The sequence below is a fragment of the Chryseobacterium aquifrigidense genome (assembly GCF_006716485.1).
In the GTDB taxonomy this organism is placed as follows: domain Bacteria; phylum Bacteroidota; class Bacteroidia; order Flavobacteriales; family Weeksellaceae; genus Chryseobacterium; species Chryseobacterium vietnamense.
Window position 1 is genome coordinate 1,441,009 of sequence record NZ_VFPD01000001.1, and the last position, 17,850, is coordinate 1,458,858.

Consider the following 17,850-nt stretch of genomic DNA (forward strand, 5'->3'; position numbering starts at 1 on the left):
ATATGAGTACAAAACTAAACTGGGAAGGTATTTATCCTGCTGTATTAACTCCTTTTACAAAAGAGGGTGAGATAGACTTTGAAATGTTTGCTGTCAATACAGAAGCCCAGATTAAAGCAGGAGTTCACGGAATTATCCTTGCAGGAACATTAGGGGAAGCCAGTGCTTTGGAGACGGAAGAAAAATTTGAATTGCTGAAATATGCAAAAAAAATAACGCAGAGAAGAATTCCTGTCATTCTTAACCTTTCTGAAAATACAACCAAAAATGCAGTCAACTTTGCTCAGAAAGCCAAAGAATTGGGTGCAGACGGGCTCATGCTGCTTCCTCCGATGCGTTATAAAGCCGATAATCGTGAAGTAGTAGAATATTTCAAAGCAGTGGCTTCCGCAACGGACCTTCCAATCCTGATCTATAACAATCCTGTAGATTACGGAATCTATGTCACCCTTGAAATGTTTGAGGAGCTTATTAAATACCCAACCATTCAGGCTGTTAAAGAATCTACTAGAGATCTTGCCAATGTAACCAGAATGATCAACCGTTTTGGAAAAAGAATCAAAATTCTCGGAGGCGTAGATACCATTTGTCTGGAAACCCTCATGCTTGGCGCAGACGGCCTTGTAGCAGGTCTTGTAGATGCTTTCCCTAATGAAACCATGGCTATGTACAACTATGTGAAAGCAAATGAATACGACAAAGCCGTAGCAATCTACAGATGGTTTATGCCATTGCTGGAACTCGATATCCACCCAAAACTTATTCAGTATATCAAACTGGCTGCTACAGCAGAAGGAATAAGCAGTCCATATGTAAGAGCACCACGTCTGGAACTTCATGGAGAGGAAGCTGAAAGAATTCAAAAGATTATTGAAGAAGGCAGAGTGAATCGTCCGAAACTATTAACTCCCGAAATACAGATATGATAGAAGAAACATCACCACAAAATATTGATAGAAGAATTCAGATGGCAGTTGAAGCCTTTCGGTTCCTGAAGAATACGACCATCCATGAACGGGCTGAATTTATGAATGCCGTTGCTGATCAGATTGAAGCTTTGGGAGAAGAACTTCTAACAGCCGCTCATTCCGAAACGTCATTACCATTAGCCAGACTTACTGGTGAAAAGGCCAGAACAACAGGACAATGGAGAAGCTACGCTAAAGCTGTAGCTGCCGGAATCTATACAGAAGCCAGAATTGATCTTCCCCAGCCTGAAAAACAAAAGGGAGATATCCGGAAATACAATGTAGGCATTGGACCCGTAGTTATTTTTGGGGCCAGTAATTTCCCGTTTGCTTTTTCAACAGCAGGAGGAGATACAGCAAGTGCCATCGGGGCGGGATGCCCTGTCATTATAAAAGCGCATCCGGCACACCCACAGACTTCGCAGATAATGGCAGATGCTATAGCAACGGTTGTTTCAGCATTCGGATGGCCTGAAGGGATTTTCAGCCATATTACAGGGACATCTTATGAGATTGGTGCTTATCTGACGCAGCATCCGGATATCCGGGCTATTGCATTTACAGGTTCTTTTAATGGAGGAAAAGCTCTATTCGATATAGCCAGCCGCCGTGAAAATCCTGTTCCGGTATTTGCAGAAATGGGAAGTATCAATCCTGTATTTGCATTTCAGCAACTGCTTGAGACCAAGGCAGAAACATTGGCAAAAGAATATAGTACTTCTCTGACACTGGGAGTAGGACAATTTTGTACCAATCCGGGAGTATTGATTGCATTGAGAGGAAAACCGCTTGACCGTTTTATCAATACGTTAAAAGATGAAATTCAGAAAATTGCTCCCGCTAATATGCTTCACAAAGGAATATTTGAAAATTTCGAAAAAAATAAAAACATTGCATTAAAACAGCCAGATGTTGAGATTATTGCATCAGGGCATACGGAGGCAGAAGGTATTGTGGGAAATGCTTCGGTGATAAAAACGAATGCTGAAACCTTTCTGAATAATCCGGTATTGAGTGAAGAAGTCTTTGGTCCGTTTGGTATTGTTGTAGTGTGCGAAACAGAGGAAGAACTCATGGAAATTGCCCGGCAGCTAAAAGGACAGTTAACCATTACCATAGCAGCGACCAATGAAGATGTGCGTGACAACAGTACATTGATTAATGTTTTGAAAGATAAATGCGGAAGATTATTATTCAATGGAATGCCTACAGGAGTAGAAGTGGTGTATGGAATGCAGCATGGAGGACCTTTTCCCTCTACAACTGATTCACGTTTTACTTCCGTAGGACCGGATGCTGTGAAACGCTTTGTCCGTCCCATTTCCTTCCAGAACTGGCCGGATGAATTCTTACCAAAAGAGTTGAAGAATGAAAATCCATTGCAGATCAACAGAATGGTCGACGGAACAATGAATTCAGAATCTTTAAAATTACAGACCACATGAACAGAACATTTTTTTGCATAGATTCACATACCTGTGGATGTCCCGTACGTCTTGTTGCAGGAGGTGCCCCTATTTTAAAAGGAAATTCCATGATGGAACGTCGCCTTCACTTCATGAAAGAATACGACTGGATAAGAAAAGGACTCATGTTTGAACCCCGTGGCCACGATATGATGAGCGGAAGTATTCTGTATCCTCCAGCAGATGAAAATAACGATATCGGAGTTTTATATATTGAAACCAGCGGATGTCTTCCCATGTGCGGGCACGGAACTATTGGAACGGTTACCATTGCCATCGAAGAAGGTCTTTTTGTTCCTAAAATTCCGGGAAAATTAAGACTTGAGACTCCTGCAGGCCTTATCCTCATAGATTATGTACAGGAAGAAAAAAAAGTAAAGTCTGTAAAACTGACCAACGTAAAATCTTTTCTGTATGCTGAAAATCTGCAAGTCGATTGTCCGGATCTTGGATTAATAAGTGCCGATATTGCTTATGGTGGAAATTTTTATGCGATTATAGATCCTCAGGAAAACTTCAGAGATATTTCCGATTTTACAGCCAGCCAGCTCATCCATTATGGAAAAATTATCAGAAAACTGCTCAATGAAAAATATCAGTTCATCCATCCTGAAATTGAACACATTACAGGATTAAGCCATATTCAGTGGACAGGTAAACCTACTGACCCTAAAGCCAGCGGAAGAAATGCGGTTTTGGTTGGCGAAAATGCCTTAGACCGCTCTCCATGTGGTACAGGTACCTCTGCAAGAATGGCTCAATGGTATGCTAAGGGAAAACTGAAGGAAGGTGAAGAATTCATTCATGAAAGTTATATCGGATCCCAGTTTATCGGGAGAATTGAAGAGACCACTACTATTGATGGAAGAGCAGCCATTATCCCGTCAGTAGAAGGCTGGGCAAGAATTACCGGATACAATCATATAATTATTGATGATGAAGATCCTTATTGGCAGGGTTTTCAGGTAATGTAACAGACCTATGACACAGAATAAAGGAAAAGCACTCATCATTGGTGCAGGAATAGCGGGATTAAGCTCAGCTTATTATCTTTTGCAGAAAGGATGGCAGGTAGAAATTATTGAACAGAATGATCTTACCAACAACTGTTCTTACGGCAATGCAGGAATGATTGTACCCAGTCACTTTACTCCGTTGGCAGCACCGGGAGTTGTTGCGCAGGGAATGCGCTGGATGTTCGACAGTAAAAGTCCGTTTTATGTAAAGCCTTCACTCAACGCTAAACTGATATCGTGGGGATTGAAGTTTTTAAAACATTCCAACCAGAAGCATGTTGACTATTCTGCAGCAGCCATCAGAGATCTTAACCTGGCAAGCAGCAGGCTTTATAATGAAATTGCGAAACAAGATGACTTTGATTTTGAGCTTAATCAGAATGGCATTTTAATGCTTTATAAAACGGAGAAAGTTGCAGAGGAAGAAATAGAGCTTGCCCACAAAGCTACCGGGATGGGATTACCCGTTGATATTCTGGATAAAAAAGAGATTCAGCAACTCGAACCCAATGTTCAATTGGATGTTATCGGAGGAGTCAATTATAAATGTGATGGTCACATGAATCCGATGAAACTGATGAAACAAATGATCTCTTATCTTAAAAATAAGGGTGTCATTTTTCATACTCATCATCAGGTAACAGGTTTTGAATTTTCTGGAAGCATGATTAAAGCCGTAATTGCCAATGACAGAAAGTTTACTGCAGACCGTTTCGTCATGACCGGAGGTTCATTTCTCCCTGAACTGGCTCAGAAGGCAGGAATCAAAATTCAGTTAATGCCCGGAAAAGGATATTCATTTATGCATACCCCTGATAATCCGGTCAATACCCTGAATCATGCTGCTTTATTACTGGAAGCAAGAGTGGCTGTCACTCCTATGAATGGGCAGGTCCGTTTCGGTGGAACGATGGAACTGGCTTCCCATCATGATACAATTAATATGAAAAGGGTAGAAGGGATCATCAGGTCTATTCCTCAATATTTACCTGACTTTCAGATTCAAAACCCCAAAGAATCTGAAATCTGGTTCGGCTACAGACCCTGCGCTCCGGATGGACTTCCTTATCTGGGACAATCTTCCCAATTAAAAAACTTAATTATTGCAGGCGGCGGTGGAATGATGGGGTTAAGTTTAGGACCCATTTTTGGAAAAACAGTTTCAGAACTTGCCAACGACCAAAAGCCAACGGTTGATATAAAGATATTCAACCCTGAAAGATTTAGTTAAAAAACACCACATAAAACACACAAATCAAGCCCAAAACAATTGGGTTATTCAAATAATTTATTAACAACCAAATCCAAAATTTATGAAAAAATTTAAATTACTACTACTTGTTTCCCTATTTCCAATAATAGGTTTTGCTCAGGAAAACAGACCTCGTGAGTGTAAAGCAGATGAAATGATGAAAAAACATTTTGAGCTGCACCCTGAATCTAAGGTTGAATATGAAAATTTTGAGAAATACACCAAAGATTTCGTAAAAAAAATGGGATCCAACAAAAATTCATTGAATAATAGGGCCAGCAATCCAACCTACATCATCCCTGTGGTTTTTCATGTGTATGGAGAATCTCAGAGTAATGTAAAAGTAAATTACCAAAAAGTAGTTGACTTACTGCAACAAATCAACTTAAATTTCAATGGAATCAACACGGATTCAAATACTGTAGATCCTTATTTCCAATCTATCAGAGGAGCATTAAGTATTGAGTTCCGATTAGCGAAAATTGATCCAACCGGAAAAGCAACAAGCGGAGTGGTATTTCACCCTTTCAAAGGGGGATATGGCAACGGAGGTGGATATGATGCACAAATTGGCACAGATGCCTGGGATAATGCAAAGTATATGAATGTGTATATTCAAAATGATCTCTATTCTAATAAAGATTTATATCAATCAGGAGTTGCCTGGTATCCGGATTCATACATGACTTCAGTAAATACAGCCAGAGTTGTTTATAATGGACGTTATATATTTAATGCTGCCGGAACAGTGGCTTCAAACGAGTTTTCCGATACATTTACTCACGAATTCGGACATTGGTTAAATCTGCAACACACGTTCAATGTTCTTTGTTCAACTGCAAATCCTGGTAATGATGGTGACGGAGTTGCTGACACCCCTGTAGAAAATGCTTCTTCCGGATTGGGATGTAACCCTGGAAATAATTGTCTTGGACAAAAAGTAAATGTTGAAAACTATATGGGATACAATGGTTCTTCCGGTTGTTATAAAATGTTTACCAATGGACAAGTTAACAGAATGCTGGCAGCATTAAACCATCCTTCGCGAATAAATTTATGGCAGCCTGCCAACTTAGCAGCAACCGGCGTTGCCAATACTCCACCAAGATTAACCCTTAGCAACAGTACATTTACTGAGAACTTAAACAATAATGGAGTCGTATCATTAGATGGAACTGTAGCCTCTGCCCCTACATCAACAATTACGCTGAACGGAGCAACATTTGCCGTACCCAATGGAACAACTCTTACTGCAGGAACACATTTCACTTCTTCATTACCAGCAGGGCTAACAGCTGCTATAGCAGTTACAAGCCCTACGACTGCTACACTTACCATAAATGGTGCAGCCACCAGTCATCCTAAAAGTCAGGTCCTGAATTCATCAATTACGTTCCTGAATCCGGCTATAACAGGAGGGGTAACTTCATTAGGATCAACGACAGCTTTGGCATTAACTTTTTCTTATAAAGATCCTTATAAAATAGTTACAGGAACTCCTCTGGAAAGTTATGCCAACCCAACACCAACAACAGTAACCACCAACTCAGGGGCAACCTGGAAATATTTTATCATTAACCCGGAGCTTAGTGATGATGCAGGGTATGGCGCCTGGTACTATGGAGCCAATCAATTAAAATTGGAAACTTATTGGAAAGGATTAGTTTGCCAGACAGGAACAAGAAATATCACTTTAATTCCGGCCTGCACCACTATAACGAATGCAAATAATATAGGTTATCCAATTGGTACTCCCGGACAACTGGACGTGTACACCCCTACATACACTAACTGGTCTGGCCAAACCGCTTATGTTGGTTTTAGAAACCAATTCGAAGGCTACAATATTAACGGCTATTTCAAACTGACTGTTGGGGCCAATGGTTCAGGTTATTCTGTAACTGCGTTTGGATACAATACACAACCAAATGGCAGTATCACAACCCCTTGTGCATTATCATCGTTTACTGCAGACGTTGATACAACAAACCCAGAAACTTCTATCTATCCGAATCCGGTTTCTGATGTATTAAATATTAAAACAAAAGGGGAAATTAAGTCAATTTCTGTTTATGATATGTTTGGAAGAAAAATGAATGCTAAAGTTACGGGGGATAAAGTTGATGTTAAACATTTCCTAAGCGGAACTTATTTAATTGATATTGAAACTTCTTTAGGGAAATCTTCCCAAAAATTCATTAAAAAATAAGATCAAACGCTATACCGATACAATATGATCGTTAGTAATAGGTTTTATTTTAACTGCATATATTTGATTAAGATGGGCTCATTGAGCTCATCTTTCTTTTTTCTATGCCACAATCTTCTTTCAAATTAAACAGCAAAATACTTTTCTCAGAAATATGAATAATGGCTTAGTATTTATATGCGGTTGATCGGGCTTCATTGTAAGCCAATTTTTTATCCTATTTATGAGCAGTTCTTCATTTATTTATGTAATTTTATTCTTTGATAACAATATTCAATGCATTATAAAAACGACACCATCATCATCCGCAAATTTACTCCCGAAGAATTCCCTTTATTTTCTACTCTTTTTGAAAATGAAAATGTTACCCGCTATCTGCCTTACAAAACTCCTGAAGAATACAAGGAGATGTTTGACAAAGCATTGACAGATTACAAAGAAGGTCCATTCAGCAGATGGGCAATATTCAACACTCAAAACAATGATTTTGTGGGAATGTGCCTGGCCAGAATCTTCCTTGATAATCCTGACCAGCTGGAAATAGGATATACTTTAGGAGAAAATTACTGGGGAAAAGGTCTTGGAACTGAGGTTTGTAAAGCCCTCGTTGATTATTGTTTATCATTAAATCATCAGAAAGATATCGTTGCTGTAACCGATCTGGATAATATCGGATCCCAAAAAGTGCTTTTGAAAAGCGGCTTCAACAGAATTGAAAATCTTGCGCGAGAAGACAGAGAACTGGCTTACTTTATTCTACAAAAGGAGTAAACTTTTGGCTCATAGTACAAGCGGAGGACTTAAAATTCCCCTCCTTTGGAGGGGTGGCGAAAATTCAAAGAATTTTTGACTGGGTGGTTTTCTTTTACCACAGATTTCACAAATCTACACAGATGATTGTATATATTCTTTCCTTTAGTTTATGCAAAGCAATCAATAAAAATCTTTGATTTTTAAAGCTTCAGTGAACTTCTCAGCAGTCTGTTTGTAACCTAAAATCAACTTATCTTTTGTGACTTTTATGGTTAAAACACAAAGTCTTCAGCTATAAAAACATTTCATTTATCAGATAATTTATCATAACTTGCAGAAATTATGATGTCAAAACGTTGCAAATACGCGCTTAAAGCAATGGTCAGATTAGCAAGGAATTATAACCAGGGCTTTCTGCCAACCTCTGTTATTGCACAAGACGAGAACATCCCAAAAAAATTTCTGGAACAAATTCTTCTCGAACTCAAAAGAGCGAAACTTGTCAACAGTAAACAGGGTAAAGTAGGGGGATATTATCTTCTGAAATCACCCGATGAGGTCTCGTTAGCAGATATTTACCGTATTTTCGATGGTCCCATTGCATTGACGCCTTGTGTCTCTTTAAACTTTTACGAAGCATGTGATGACTGTGTAGATGAAGCAGTCTGCTATCTGAGAAAAGAATTAATGATCGTTCGTGAAAAGACAAGAACAAGCATGATGGAGGCTACTCTGACTAAGTTCATTACTAAAGAATAAAAATTTTTTATTTAAATTCTACTATTTTGATAGGAGTTATAGAATTTTGTATATATTTGCAGGACTTAAATCTCAATTCAAAATGGAAAACAGTCTGAAAAATGAATACGAAAACCTTTTGAGAGAGGCTACTGAAGCTTCTTTTCAAACTAATGGACTGCAATTACTGGCTGAAAGATTTCCGGATAAAGTGATCTTTTCAACCAGCTTCAGTTACGAAGATCAGGTAATCACTCATCTGATAAAAGATTTAAATATTGAAATTTTTACCCTGGATACAGGAAGACTTTTTGAGCAGACCTACGAAACCTGGACTTCCACAAAAGCATTCTTCAAAAAGAATATCAAAGCCTATTATCCGGATATGGAAGAGCTCAGAGAATTTGTAACAGAAAACGGCCCTGATTCATTCTATCAGTCAGTTGAAAAAAGGAAAGCGTGCTGTACCATCCGTAAGGTTCATCCATTAAAAAAAGCACTGGCAGGGTATAAAGTATGGATTACCGGTCTTAGATCCGAACATTCTCCCAACCGGCAGAATATGCCCCAGCTGGAATGGGATCAGGATAATAAGATCATAAAATTCCATCCCATCCTTCACTGGACAACAGAACAGGTGACAGAATACGTGAAAAATCATCATTTACCTTACAATCACCTTCACAAGAAAGGATTTGTAAGCATAGGATGTGAACCCTGTACCAGAGCGATTAAAGAAGGGGAAGATTTCAGAGCCGGCCGATGGTGGTGGGAGGATGCCAACAAAAAAGAATGCGGTCTGCATATTCATCAATAAAAAAGAAAAACATGTCAATACAGCAGTTAAACTATTTAGATCAGTTAGAAGCCGAATCTATTTATATATTAAGAGAAGTAGCAGGCCAATTTGAACGTCCGGCTTTATTATTCAGTGGAGGGAAAGACAGTATTGTACTGGCTCACCTGGCAAGAAAAGCATTTTTTCACGGGAAAATCCCTTTCACATTTGTTCATGTGGACACCGGGCACAACTTTCCGGAGGTGTTGGATTTCCGTGATCAGCTGGTAAAGCAGTTAGATGTTAATATTGCTGTGAGAAAAGTGGAAGATACTATCAAAAGTAAAAAACTAACCGAGGCTAAAGGTAAATTCCCAAGCAGAAACTGGCTGCAAACCTACACTCTTCTTGACACGATTGAAGAATTTGAATTTGATGCCTGTATCGGAGGAGCCAGAAGAGACGAAGAAAAAGCCCGCGCCAAGGAAAGAATATTTTCAGTTCGTGATGAATTCGGACAATGGGATCCTAAACTTCAACGTCCTGAACTGTGGAATATCTTTAACGGAAAAATCCACAAAGGAGAAAATGTAAGAGTTTTCCCTATCAGCAACTGGACAGAACTCGATATCTGGAATTATATCCGGAGAGAAAAAATTGAACTTCCTTCTATTTATTTCTCGCATGAAAGGGAAGTGGTAGATTTTAACGGACAGTGGCTTGCCAATTCTTCACATGTTGTATTAGAACCTGAAGATATCATCACTACCAAAAAAATACGCTACCGTACCGTAGGAGACATGACCTGTACCGCAGCAGTAGAATCCAATGCTGTGACAATAGATGCCGTAATTGAAGAAATTGTAGCGACCAGAATTTCAGAACGAGGCGAAACGAGAATTGACGACAGAGTGACAGAAGCCGCTATGGAAGACAGAAAAAAAGGAGGCTATTTTTAGATAAGCAATCAGAAATGAGTAATAAGTAATAGAACAGACAACTTTACTTCTTAACGACAGAACATTACTCATTACCAATTACTCATTATTTATAATTAAAATCGGATGGATATATTAAGATTTATAACAGCAGGAAGCGTAGATGACGGAAAAAGCACCCTTATCGGCAGACTGCTTTACGATAGCAAAAGTATTTTGCAGGACCAGTTGGAAGTTCTTGAAAAACATTCCAAAAATAAAAATGAAGATGGGGTAGACCTGGCTCTTCTAACAGATGGATTGCGCGCAGAAAGAGAGCAGGGAATCACTATTGATGTTGCCTACCGTTATTTTTCAACCGCGAAAAGAAAATTTATCATCGCTGATGCACCCGGCCACGTGCAGTATACGCGTAATATGATTACCGGAGCATCCAATTCTGATCTGATGGTTATCCTGATTGATGCAAGGAAAGGCGTGATTGAACAAACCAGAAGACATTCTATCATCGCTTCTTTATTACAATTAAAGAAAGTGGCTGTAGCCATCAATAAAATGGATATGGTAGATTATTCGAAAGAAGTTTTTGAATCCATTAAATCTGACTATTCAAAAATTGCAGAAAATCTGGGATTAAACGATGTCACTTATTTTCCGATCTCTGCATTGAAAGGAGATAATATTGTTTCAACATCATCCAGAACAGACTGGTACGAAGGGAATTCGCTTCTTGAGTATCTTGAAGAAGTAACCCTGAATGAAGAAAAAAATAATGGAAACCGTTTTCAGGTTCAGTATGTTATTCGTCCTCAGACCGAAGAACTGCACGATTACAGAGGATACGCCGGACAAATATTAAGTGGAAAATTCACAAAAGGAGACAAAATCCATATTCTTCCGGCAGATCTCACCACTGAAATTACTAAAATTGAGATCAACGGTATTGAAAAAGAGGAAGCTTTTGAAGGGCAGCCTGCAGTGATCCATCTTGCTCATGATTTAGATGTCAGCAGAGGAGATATTTTTGTCACGGAAGAACAGATTCCGGCCGTTGAGAAAGACCTTCAGGTTTTGTTATGCTGGCTTGATCAGAAACCGTTACAGCCAGGGAATAAATACCTTCTGCAGCAGAACAGCAGACTTGTGAAAGCAATTGTTAAAGAGGTAGATTACAAGATCAATGTTAACACCCTGATCCATGAACAGGCAGACAGCGAAATTAAACTGAATGAAATTGTAAAAGTTACCCTGCGAACGGCACAGCCTTTGGTCTATGACAGCTTTACCCATAACAAAACAACGGGCTCTGCCATTCTGGTGGATGAAACGTCCAATTCAACGGTAGCAGCCTGTATAATTCAATAGAAAAAATGGCAATTTCCGATCACTTAATAGAAAGAATTCATCAGACCAAACAAAATAGTAATCATGGATTCTTTGATAAAATAAAGACCAAAAAATGGGTCAAGGATTTGTACGAAACACTTTTCCTTCCCCAGAATAACAATACTGAAGAGCAATTGAAAATAAATTTTAAAGCACTTCAGCAAACACTTTCTGATCAGATAAATACTGTTACAGGAAATAAAGAGATTACAGAAAAACAGGTCAGTCAGTTTTTTGAGGCGTTACCGGAATTGTATGATCAGCTGGTTCTGGATGCAAAATCCATTCTGGAATTTGATCCTGCCGCTGACTCTCTGGAAGAAGTATACCTGGCATATCCCGGCTTTTTTGCCACCTATGTCTACCGTATTTCACACCAGCTCTGGAGTCAGGAAGTGAAAATTTTACCAAGGGTCATCTCAGAATATGCCCATAGCAAAACGGGAATTGATATTCACCCGGGAGCCACCATCGGAAAATCTTTTTTTATTGACCATGGGACAGGAATTGTGATCGGGGAGACAACGGTCATCGGGAATAATGTCAAAATCTATCAGGGAGTAACCCTCGGAGCATTAAATGTTTCCAAAGAAAAAGCCCATCAGAAAAGGCATCCCAATATTGAAGATGATGTGATTATCTATTCTGGAGCAACCATTTTGGGCGGTGAAACTACCATAGGCAGAGAAAGCATTATCGGAGGAAATGTCTGGATAACCCAGGATGTTCCTGCCAATTCGCTGGTTTACCATAAAAGTGAAATAAAAATAAAGGATAATACTTCATTACCGGAATCATTAACCTTTGTGATTTAAAAAAACAAAAAAATAAAGATATGAGATTTCAGAACGCATTAGAAACGATTGGAAATACTCCCGTCGTAAAAATTAATAAATTATTCAATTCAGATCATGAAATCTGGATTAAACTTGAAAAAAGCAACCCTGGCGGAAGCATTAAAGACAGAATCGGACTGGCGATGATTGAAGATGCAGAAGCCAAAGGATTACTAAATAAAGACAGCACCATCATAGAACCTACCAGCGGAAATACAGGAATAGGTCTTGCATTAGTAGCAGCTGTAAAAGGATACAAACTCATTCTTGTCATGCCGGAAAGCATGAGTATAGAACGCCGTAAAATTATGGAAGCTTACGGAGCTGGATTCGTGCTTACTCCACGAGAGAAAGGAATGAAAGGGGCAATTGAAAAAGCTAATGAATTGGCTGAAGAAACTCCCAATTCATGGATTCCAAGACAGTTTGATAACCCTGCCAATGTAAAAGTTCATGTTGAGACGACTGCTCAGGAAATTTTAAAAGACTTCCCGGAGGGGCTCGACTATATCATTACCGGAGTAGGAACCGGAGGACATATCACAGGAATCGCAAAAACGGTAAAAGAAAAATATCCTAACGTAAGAGTAATTGCTGTAGAGCCAGAATTATCACCCGTCTTAAGTGGAGGAAGCCCGGCACCACATCCATTACAGGGATTAGGAGCAGGCTTTGTACCTTCCATTCTGGATATTACCCTTTTAGACGGAGTAATCACAGTAGGCAAGGAGGAAGCTTATGAATACGCCCTTAATGCAGCTAAAAAAGAAGGTCTTTTTGTGGGAGTTTCCACAGGAGCCGCTTTAGCAGCCATCGCAAAACATTTACCGGAAATACCACCTAACGCTAAAATCCTTACCATCAATTACGATACAGGAGAAAGGTATCTCTCTGTAGAAGGACTCTTCTAAATCCCTAATTAACACCTACTTCAATGAAAACAAATATAAAATCACCAAAGGTATTCCTTATCGGTGCAGGGCCCGGCAACCCTGAACTGATCACTGTAAAAGCAGTAAAAGCAATCGCAGAAGCAGACGTCATTTTATGTGACCGCCTTGTAAGTCCGGAAATTCTGGAAACCTACGTCAATGAAAACACAGAAATCATCTACGTAGGGAAAGAATGCAGCAAAAATGCCTCTACCCCTCAGTCTCATATCAATACTTTGATGGTAGAATATGCCCTTCAGAACAAAACCATTGTAAGACTGAAAGGAGGAGATGTTTCTATATTTTCCAATATCCTGGATGAACTGCAGGCTTTAAAACAGAATCATATTCCGTACGAAATTATTCCGGGAATTACAGCAGCTTTAGGAGCAGCAGCATTTGCAGGGATGCCTTTAACGGCAAGAGAATATTCTACATCAGTTCGTTTTCTGACGTATTATAAATCGGAAATAATAACTGAAGAATACTGGAAAGAGCTTGCTTTCACTAATGATACTCTTGTTTTCTACATGTCCAAAGGAAACCTTACTCCTCTTGTGGAAAAGCTTATACAGCTAGGGATTTCAAGTGATAAAAAAATTGCAGTCATTGAACAGGCTACAACGCCTTATCAAAAGGTGTATACGTCATCTTTTGATGATTTTAACGAAAAATTCGGAGACAAAGCCTTCGCATCACCTTCTTTGGTTGTAGTTGGCAAGATTGTCAATCTGCATGAAGAATTTTCATGGCTTGAAAATGCAGAACAGGAAGGTCTTTACTTCAAATCAGTGGAAAACGGAAGTCTAATCCCTACAACTCAAAATTTCTTTGAATATGCTGTCTGAAACTAAATTAAATGTATTAAAACAAATCTCCGGAGACCTTTCCAGAGACGAAGCCATCTGGGCAAGCGGATATCTTGCGGGTATTGCCGGAGGGACTTCACTGACCGCTGTACTACCGCCACAGCAACTCAATAACAGTAGTCAAAATGCCGTAAAAAAAATAACCCTGGCTTACGGAACAGAAACCGGAAACAGCAAAAAACTGGCGACAGCATTGGCGGGTATCGTGAAGAAAAAAGGACTTCAGGTTAAACTGGCTGATCTTTCGCAATACAAACCTAAAGATCTGGCTAAAGAAGAATTCTTTTTCATTGTGATCAGCACTCAGGGAGAAGGAGAACCACCAGCTCTTGCCAAAAAATTCTACGATTATATTCATGAAAATGAAATCAATCTCAGCGGACTGAAATACGGAGTACTGGCCTTGGGAGACAGCAGTTATCCTCTGTTCTGCCAAACCGGAGAAGATGTAGATTCACGTTTTGAAATATTAGGTGGTCAGCGTATTATTCCAATCAGGAAATGCGATATAGACTATGAACAGGAAGCTTCTCACTGGATAGAACATGTAGTCGAAACGGTAAATAAAAATGCAGATCAGAGTTCAAAAAATATTGCAGCACCAAAGGTTTCTACCGGAAGAAAGAAATACCAGGGGAAAGTTTCAGCCATCATCAATCTGAACGATATTACTTCTGAAAAAGAAACGTATCATATTGAAATTGAAACAGAAGAAGTGCTTGCCTACCAACCTGGAGCAGCGCTGGGAATTATTCCATTCAATTCAAAATCTGTAGTAGATGAAATAATTACGCTGACAGGAATTGATCCTCAGAAACAGATAGAAACAGCTAAGGTTACAGCTTCTGTTGAAGAACTGCTGCACAAGCATCTTAACATCAGCTATTTACTCAAATCTGTCGTTGCTCAATATGCAAAAATAACGGGACATTCCATCCCGGAAGTGAGACTCAGCCTTCTTGATCTCCTCAGAATTTATCCCGTAAAAAATGCAGAGGAATTTGAAGAAATCTTACATATAGTAACTGCTCAGGCACCACGTCTGTATTCAATTTCTTCATCTCTGGAAGCACATGGTGACACGGAAATTCATATTACTGTTGCGAAATCAGAGTTCTTTATTGATCATCAGAAACACAACGGATTATGCAGTGGTTTTCTGAGTGAATTTAAAGAAGGAGAAGAGGTGGAATTTTATATTCAGGATGCAGGACATTTCAAACTGCCGGAAGCTGATAAAGACATCATTATGATAGGACCAGGAACAGGTATTGCGCCTTTCAGGTCTTTCCTTTGGGAACGTGATGCAACAGGTGCAGAAGGAAGAAACTGGCTGTTTTTCGGAGACAGGAATTTCGTTTCAGATTTTCTTTACCAGGCTGAACTTCAGGATTTCCTTAAAACAGGCAGCTTAACTCATTTAGATCTTGCTTTTTCCAGGGATACAAATGAAAAAATATATGTTCAGCACAGGCTGGAGCAAAAGGCTCAGGAAGTATTTTACTGGTTGGAAGGTGGCGCATCAGTATATGTATGTGGCGCTAAAGAACCAATGGCTCGTGATGTGGAACAAACACTTCTGACCATTATTCAGAATGAAGGAAAACGCAGCAAAGAAGATGCTGTAAATTATCTGGAAGAAATGGAGCTTGACGGCAGATATGCCAAAGATGTTTATTAAACGGAGTAAAGAAGTATTCGTAAAAAATTAAAGGAAACATTTATGAACAATGATAAAGAAAACCTTTCACCGGTAGAAAGGATTAAAACCAGCAGTAACGGGCTCAGAGGATCTTTAAAAGAGAGCCTTGCTGATCAATTTACCGGAGCTATCCGGGAAGATGACCAAACTTTGATCAAATTCCATGGAATGTACCAGCAGGACGACAGAGACCGAAGGGAAGAGCGTGTCTCCAAAAAACTGGAATGGCTGTATTCTTATATGATCAGATTGAGACTTCCCGGTGGCTTTTTAACTCCGGAACAATGGGTAGGATTGAATGAAACCGCTGAAGATCACTCAACAGGAACCATTAAAGTAACGACAAGACAAACCATTCAGCTGCATGGTATTTTAAAATCACATTTAAGACCTACCATTCAGAGCTTCAATCTGCAGCATCTGGATTCTATTGCAGCCTGTGGAGATGTCAACAGGAATGTTACCTGTACAGCCAATCCCTCCGAATCTCCTTTACAGCAGGAAGCTTACGAACTGGCAGGTAAAATCAGTGAAATGTGCCTTCCAAAAACCAAATCTTACTACGATATCTGGATTGATGACGAACTTTTGGTTGATCGTAAAGCAGAAGAAGATCCATTATATCAGGACAGATATCTTCCAAGAAAACTGAAAATAGGAATTGCTGTTCCACCCAATAACGATGTTGATGTATTTATCAATGATATTGCATTGATCGCCATTATTGAGAATGATAAAATTGTGGGTTACAATATTGCTGCCGGAGGCGGACTGGGAGCCACTCACGGAAATGAAGCTACATATGCCCGTCTTGCATCTATCCTTGGATTTGTGGATACGGAAGAAAAAGTATTGAAGGCTGTCTACGAAATCATCACGGTTCAAAGAGACTTTGGAAACAGAAGCGACCGAAAATTATCAAGGTTAAAATACACGATTGATAAATTGGGTATCGACCAGTACAGAGCTGAAGTAGAAAAAAGAACGGGATTCAGTTTTGAACCGGCCCGCGAATTTAAATTTGAACAGAGAAAAGACCGTTATGGCTGGATTCAGAATTATGAAGGAAAATGGTTCTATACTGTATTTGTTGAGCATGGAAGAATCCTTAATACAGCTGAATATCCTTTAAAATCAGGGTTACTAAAAATCGCACAGACTGGTAAAGCCAATTTCCGTTTTACCTGCAACCAGAACCTTATTCTGGCTGATATTGATGAAAAAGATAAAGCTGAAATTGAAGCTATTTTAAAAGAACACGGGATCTTTGATTATACAAACGATACAAGTGCCTTACGTAAAAACTCTGTTGCCTGTGTAGCTTTGAATACCTGTTCATTGGCTTTGGCAGAAGCTCAGCGTTATCTTCCTTCACTGGTCACAAAAATAGAACCTATCCTTGAGAAATATGGTCTTTTGGAAGAAGATATCACAATACGTATGACAGGATGTCCTAACGGTTGCGGAAGATCTCCAAATGCGGAAATAGGATTTGTAGGAACAGCCTACGGAAAATACAATCTTCACATCGGAGGAGACCGTTTAGGAATGCGACTGAATACAAAATTTAAAGAAAATATTGGTGAAGAAGAGATTCTTGCCACGCTGGATGAGCTTTTCGGGATTTATGTACAGAAAAGACTTGCAGAGGAAACATTTGGTGATTTTTCATACCGTTACTTACACACCTTAAATTAATTATATGGCCAATTTTCATTATGATCTGAAAAAAAACAAAAACAATCAACCCCTTTTTTTAGGCAGACGAATGTGTATGTGTTGTTGATTCTCAAATAACAATATATACAAAGCTGTTTCAACTTTTTTGATTCAAACCGCAAAAGTCACAAAAGTTTTAAACACTTAAGCTTTTTAAGAGCCAAGTTTTATGCATAATAAGTACAACTAAGTTTTGTAAAATCTTTGATTTTTATCTTATGTGAACTTTTATCATTTTAAACTTACTTAAGTGAACTAAATTGTTTTAAAATAAAAAACTTTTGGGCC

General features: G+C 39.1%; 15 protein-coding genes. All 15 read left to right on the top strand.

All coding sequences use genetic code 11. The annotated features are described in order from the left end of the window. Window positions 1-2 precede the first annotated feature (2 nt). The 15 genes from FB551_RS06390 to FB551_RS06460 all read left to right on the top strand — a co-directional run bounded on the left by FB551_RS06390 (window position 3) and on the right by FB551_RS06460 (window position 17,541). Window positions 3-926 (top strand): dihydrodipicolinate synthase family protein, encoded by a 924-nt coding sequence (locus tag FB551_RS06390; protein WP_142016121.1) that lies wholly within the window; start codon window positions 3-5, stop codon window positions 924-926. Then, window positions 923-2,413 (top strand): aldehyde dehydrogenase (NADP(+)), encoded by a 1,491-nt coding sequence (locus FB551_RS06395; protein ID WP_142016123.1) that lies wholly within the window; start codon window positions 923-925, stop codon window positions 2,411-2,413. The genes FB551_RS06390 and FB551_RS06395 overlap by 4 nt, the downstream gene beginning before the upstream one ends. Beyond that, entirely contained in the window at window positions 2,410-3,408 is a 999-nt protein-coding gene (locus FB551_RS06400; protein WP_142016126.1) for a 4-hydroxyproline epimerase, read from the top strand. Before FB551_RS06395 ends, FB551_RS06400 begins: the two co-directional genes overlap by 4 nt. 7 nt (window positions 3,409-3,415) lie before the next feature. Next, on the top strand, window positions 3,416-4,681 hold the full coding sequence (locus FB551_RS06405; protein WP_142016129.1) for an NAD(P)/FAD-dependent oxidoreductase: 1,266 nt from the start codon (window positions 3,416-3,418) through the stop codon (window positions 4,679-4,681). Window positions 4,682-4,763: 82 nt separating this feature from the next. Further along, entirely contained in the window at window positions 4,764-6,911 is a 2,148-nt protein-coding gene (locus FB551_RS06410) for a M43 family zinc metalloprotease (RefSeq protein WP_142016130.1), read from the top strand. Between the two features lie 276 nt (window positions 6,912-7,187). Next, window positions 7,188-7,682, top strand: coding sequence for a GNAT family N-acetyltransferase (locus FB551_RS06415; protein WP_142016133.1), 495 nt, complete (start codon window positions 7,188-7,190; stop codon window positions 7,680-7,682). 324 nt (window positions 7,683-8,006) lie between these two features. Continuing rightward, a complete protein-coding gene (locus FB551_RS06420; protein ID WP_081983596.1) occupies window positions 8,007-8,423 on the top strand; it encodes an RrF2 family transcriptional regulator in 417 nt (138 codons plus the stop codon). Between the two features lie 82 nt (window positions 8,424-8,505). Further along, window positions 8,506-9,219 carry a phosphoadenylyl-sulfate reductase gene (locus tag FB551_RS06425; RefSeq protein WP_142016137.1) on the top strand — a complete coding sequence of 238 codons (714 nt, stop codon included), beginning with the start codon at window positions 8,506-8,508 and terminating at the stop codon, window positions 9,217-9,219. A gap of 11 nt (window positions 9,220-9,230) precedes the next feature. Further along, window positions 9,231-10,139: a sulfate adenylyltransferase subunit CysD gene (gene cysD / locus FB551_RS06430; RefSeq protein WP_262711489.1), complete on the top strand. Its 909-nt coding sequence runs from the start codon at window positions 9,231-9,233 to the stop codon at window positions 10,137-10,139. 105 nt (window positions 10,140-10,244) lie between these two features. Next, complete coding sequence (locus FB551_RS06435; protein WP_142016142.1) at window positions 10,245-11,483, top strand: sulfate adenylyltransferase subunit 1; 1,239 nt, start codon at window positions 10,245-10,247, stop codon at window positions 11,481-11,483. Window positions 11,484-11,488: 5 nt separating this feature from the next. After that, window positions 11,489-12,319 carry a serine O-acetyltransferase EpsC gene (gene epsC / locus FB551_RS06440; RefSeq protein ID WP_142016145.1) on the top strand — a complete coding sequence of 277 codons (831 nt, stop codon included), beginning with the start codon at window positions 11,489-11,491 and terminating at the stop codon, window positions 12,317-12,319. A gap of 20 nt (window positions 12,320-12,339) precedes the next feature. Continuing rightward, entirely contained in the window at window positions 12,340-13,251 is a 912-nt protein-coding gene (cysK, locus tag FB551_RS06445) for a cysteine synthase A (RefSeq protein WP_142016147.1), read from the top strand. 23 nt (window positions 13,252-13,274) lie between these two features. After that, complete coding sequence (cobA, locus tag FB551_RS06450; protein WP_142016150.1) at window positions 13,275-14,120, top strand: uroporphyrinogen-III C-methyltransferase; 846 nt, start codon at window positions 13,275-13,277, stop codon at window positions 14,118-14,120. Next, window positions 14,110-15,822 (top strand): diflavin oxidoreductase, encoded by a 1,713-nt coding sequence (locus tag FB551_RS06455; protein ID WP_142016153.1) that lies wholly within the window; start codon window positions 14,110-14,112, stop codon window positions 15,820-15,822. Before cobA ends, FB551_RS06455 begins: the two co-directional genes overlap by 11 nt. A 42-nt stretch (window positions 15,823-15,864) precedes the next feature. Continuing rightward, window positions 15,865-17,541: an NADPH-dependent assimilatory sulfite reductase hemoprotein subunit gene (locus FB551_RS06460; RefSeq protein WP_142016154.1), complete on the top strand. Its 1,677-nt coding sequence runs from the start codon at window positions 15,865-15,867 to the stop codon at window positions 17,539-17,541. The last annotated feature ends 309 nt before the right edge of the window (window positions 17,542-17,850 follow it).

Bases quoted from the DNA above. Each gene is read 5' to 3' on its own strand.
- FB551_RS06390 (WP_142016121.1), top strand. From the start codon at position 3: ATGAGTACAAAACTAAACTGGGAAGGTATTTATCCTGCTGTATTAACT.
- FB551_RS06395 (WP_142016123.1), top strand. From the start codon at position 923: ATGATAGAAGAAACATCACCACAAAATATTGATAGAAGAATTCAGATG.
- FB551_RS06400 (WP_142016126.1), top strand. From the start codon at position 2,410: ATGAACAGAACATTTTTTTGCATAGATTCACATACCTGTGGATGTCCC.
- FB551_RS06405 (WP_142016129.1), top strand. From the start codon at position 3,416: ATGACACAGAATAAAGGAAAAGCACTCATCATTGGTGCAGGAATAGCG.
- FB551_RS06410 (WP_142016130.1), top strand. From the start codon at position 4,764: ATGAAAAAATTTAAATTACTACTACTTGTTTCCCTATTTCCAATAATA.
- FB551_RS06415 (WP_142016133.1), top strand. From the start codon at position 7,188: ATGCATTATAAAAACGACACCATCATCATCCGCAAATTTACTCCCGAA.
- FB551_RS06420 (WP_081983596.1), top strand. From the start codon at position 8,007: ATGATGTCAAAACGTTGCAAATACGCGCTTAAAGCAATGGTCAGATTA.
- FB551_RS06425 (WP_142016137.1), top strand. From the start codon at position 8,506: ATGGAAAACAGTCTGAAAAATGAATACGAAAACCTTTTGAGAGAGGCT.
- cysD (WP_262711489.1), top strand. From the start codon at position 9,231: ATGTCAATACAGCAGTTAAACTATTTAGATCAGTTAGAAGCCGAATCT.
- FB551_RS06435 (WP_142016142.1), top strand. From the start codon at position 10,245: ATGGATATATTAAGATTTATAACAGCAGGAAGCGTAGATGACGGAAAA.
- epsC (WP_142016145.1), top strand. From the start codon at position 11,489: ATGGCAATTTCCGATCACTTAATAGAAAGAATTCATCAGACCAAACAA.
- cysK (WP_142016147.1), top strand. From the start codon at position 12,340: ATGAGATTTCAGAACGCATTAGAAACGATTGGAAATACTCCCGTCGTA.
- cobA (WP_142016150.1), top strand. From the start codon at position 13,275: ATGAAAACAAATATAAAATCACCAAAGGTATTCCTTATCGGTGCAGGG.
- FB551_RS06455 (WP_142016153.1), top strand. From the start codon at position 14,110: ATGCTGTCTGAAACTAAATTAAATGTATTAAAACAAATCTCCGGAGAC.
- FB551_RS06460 (WP_142016154.1), top strand. From the start codon at position 15,865: ATGAACAATGATAAAGAAAACCTTTCACCGGTAGAAAGGATTAAAACC.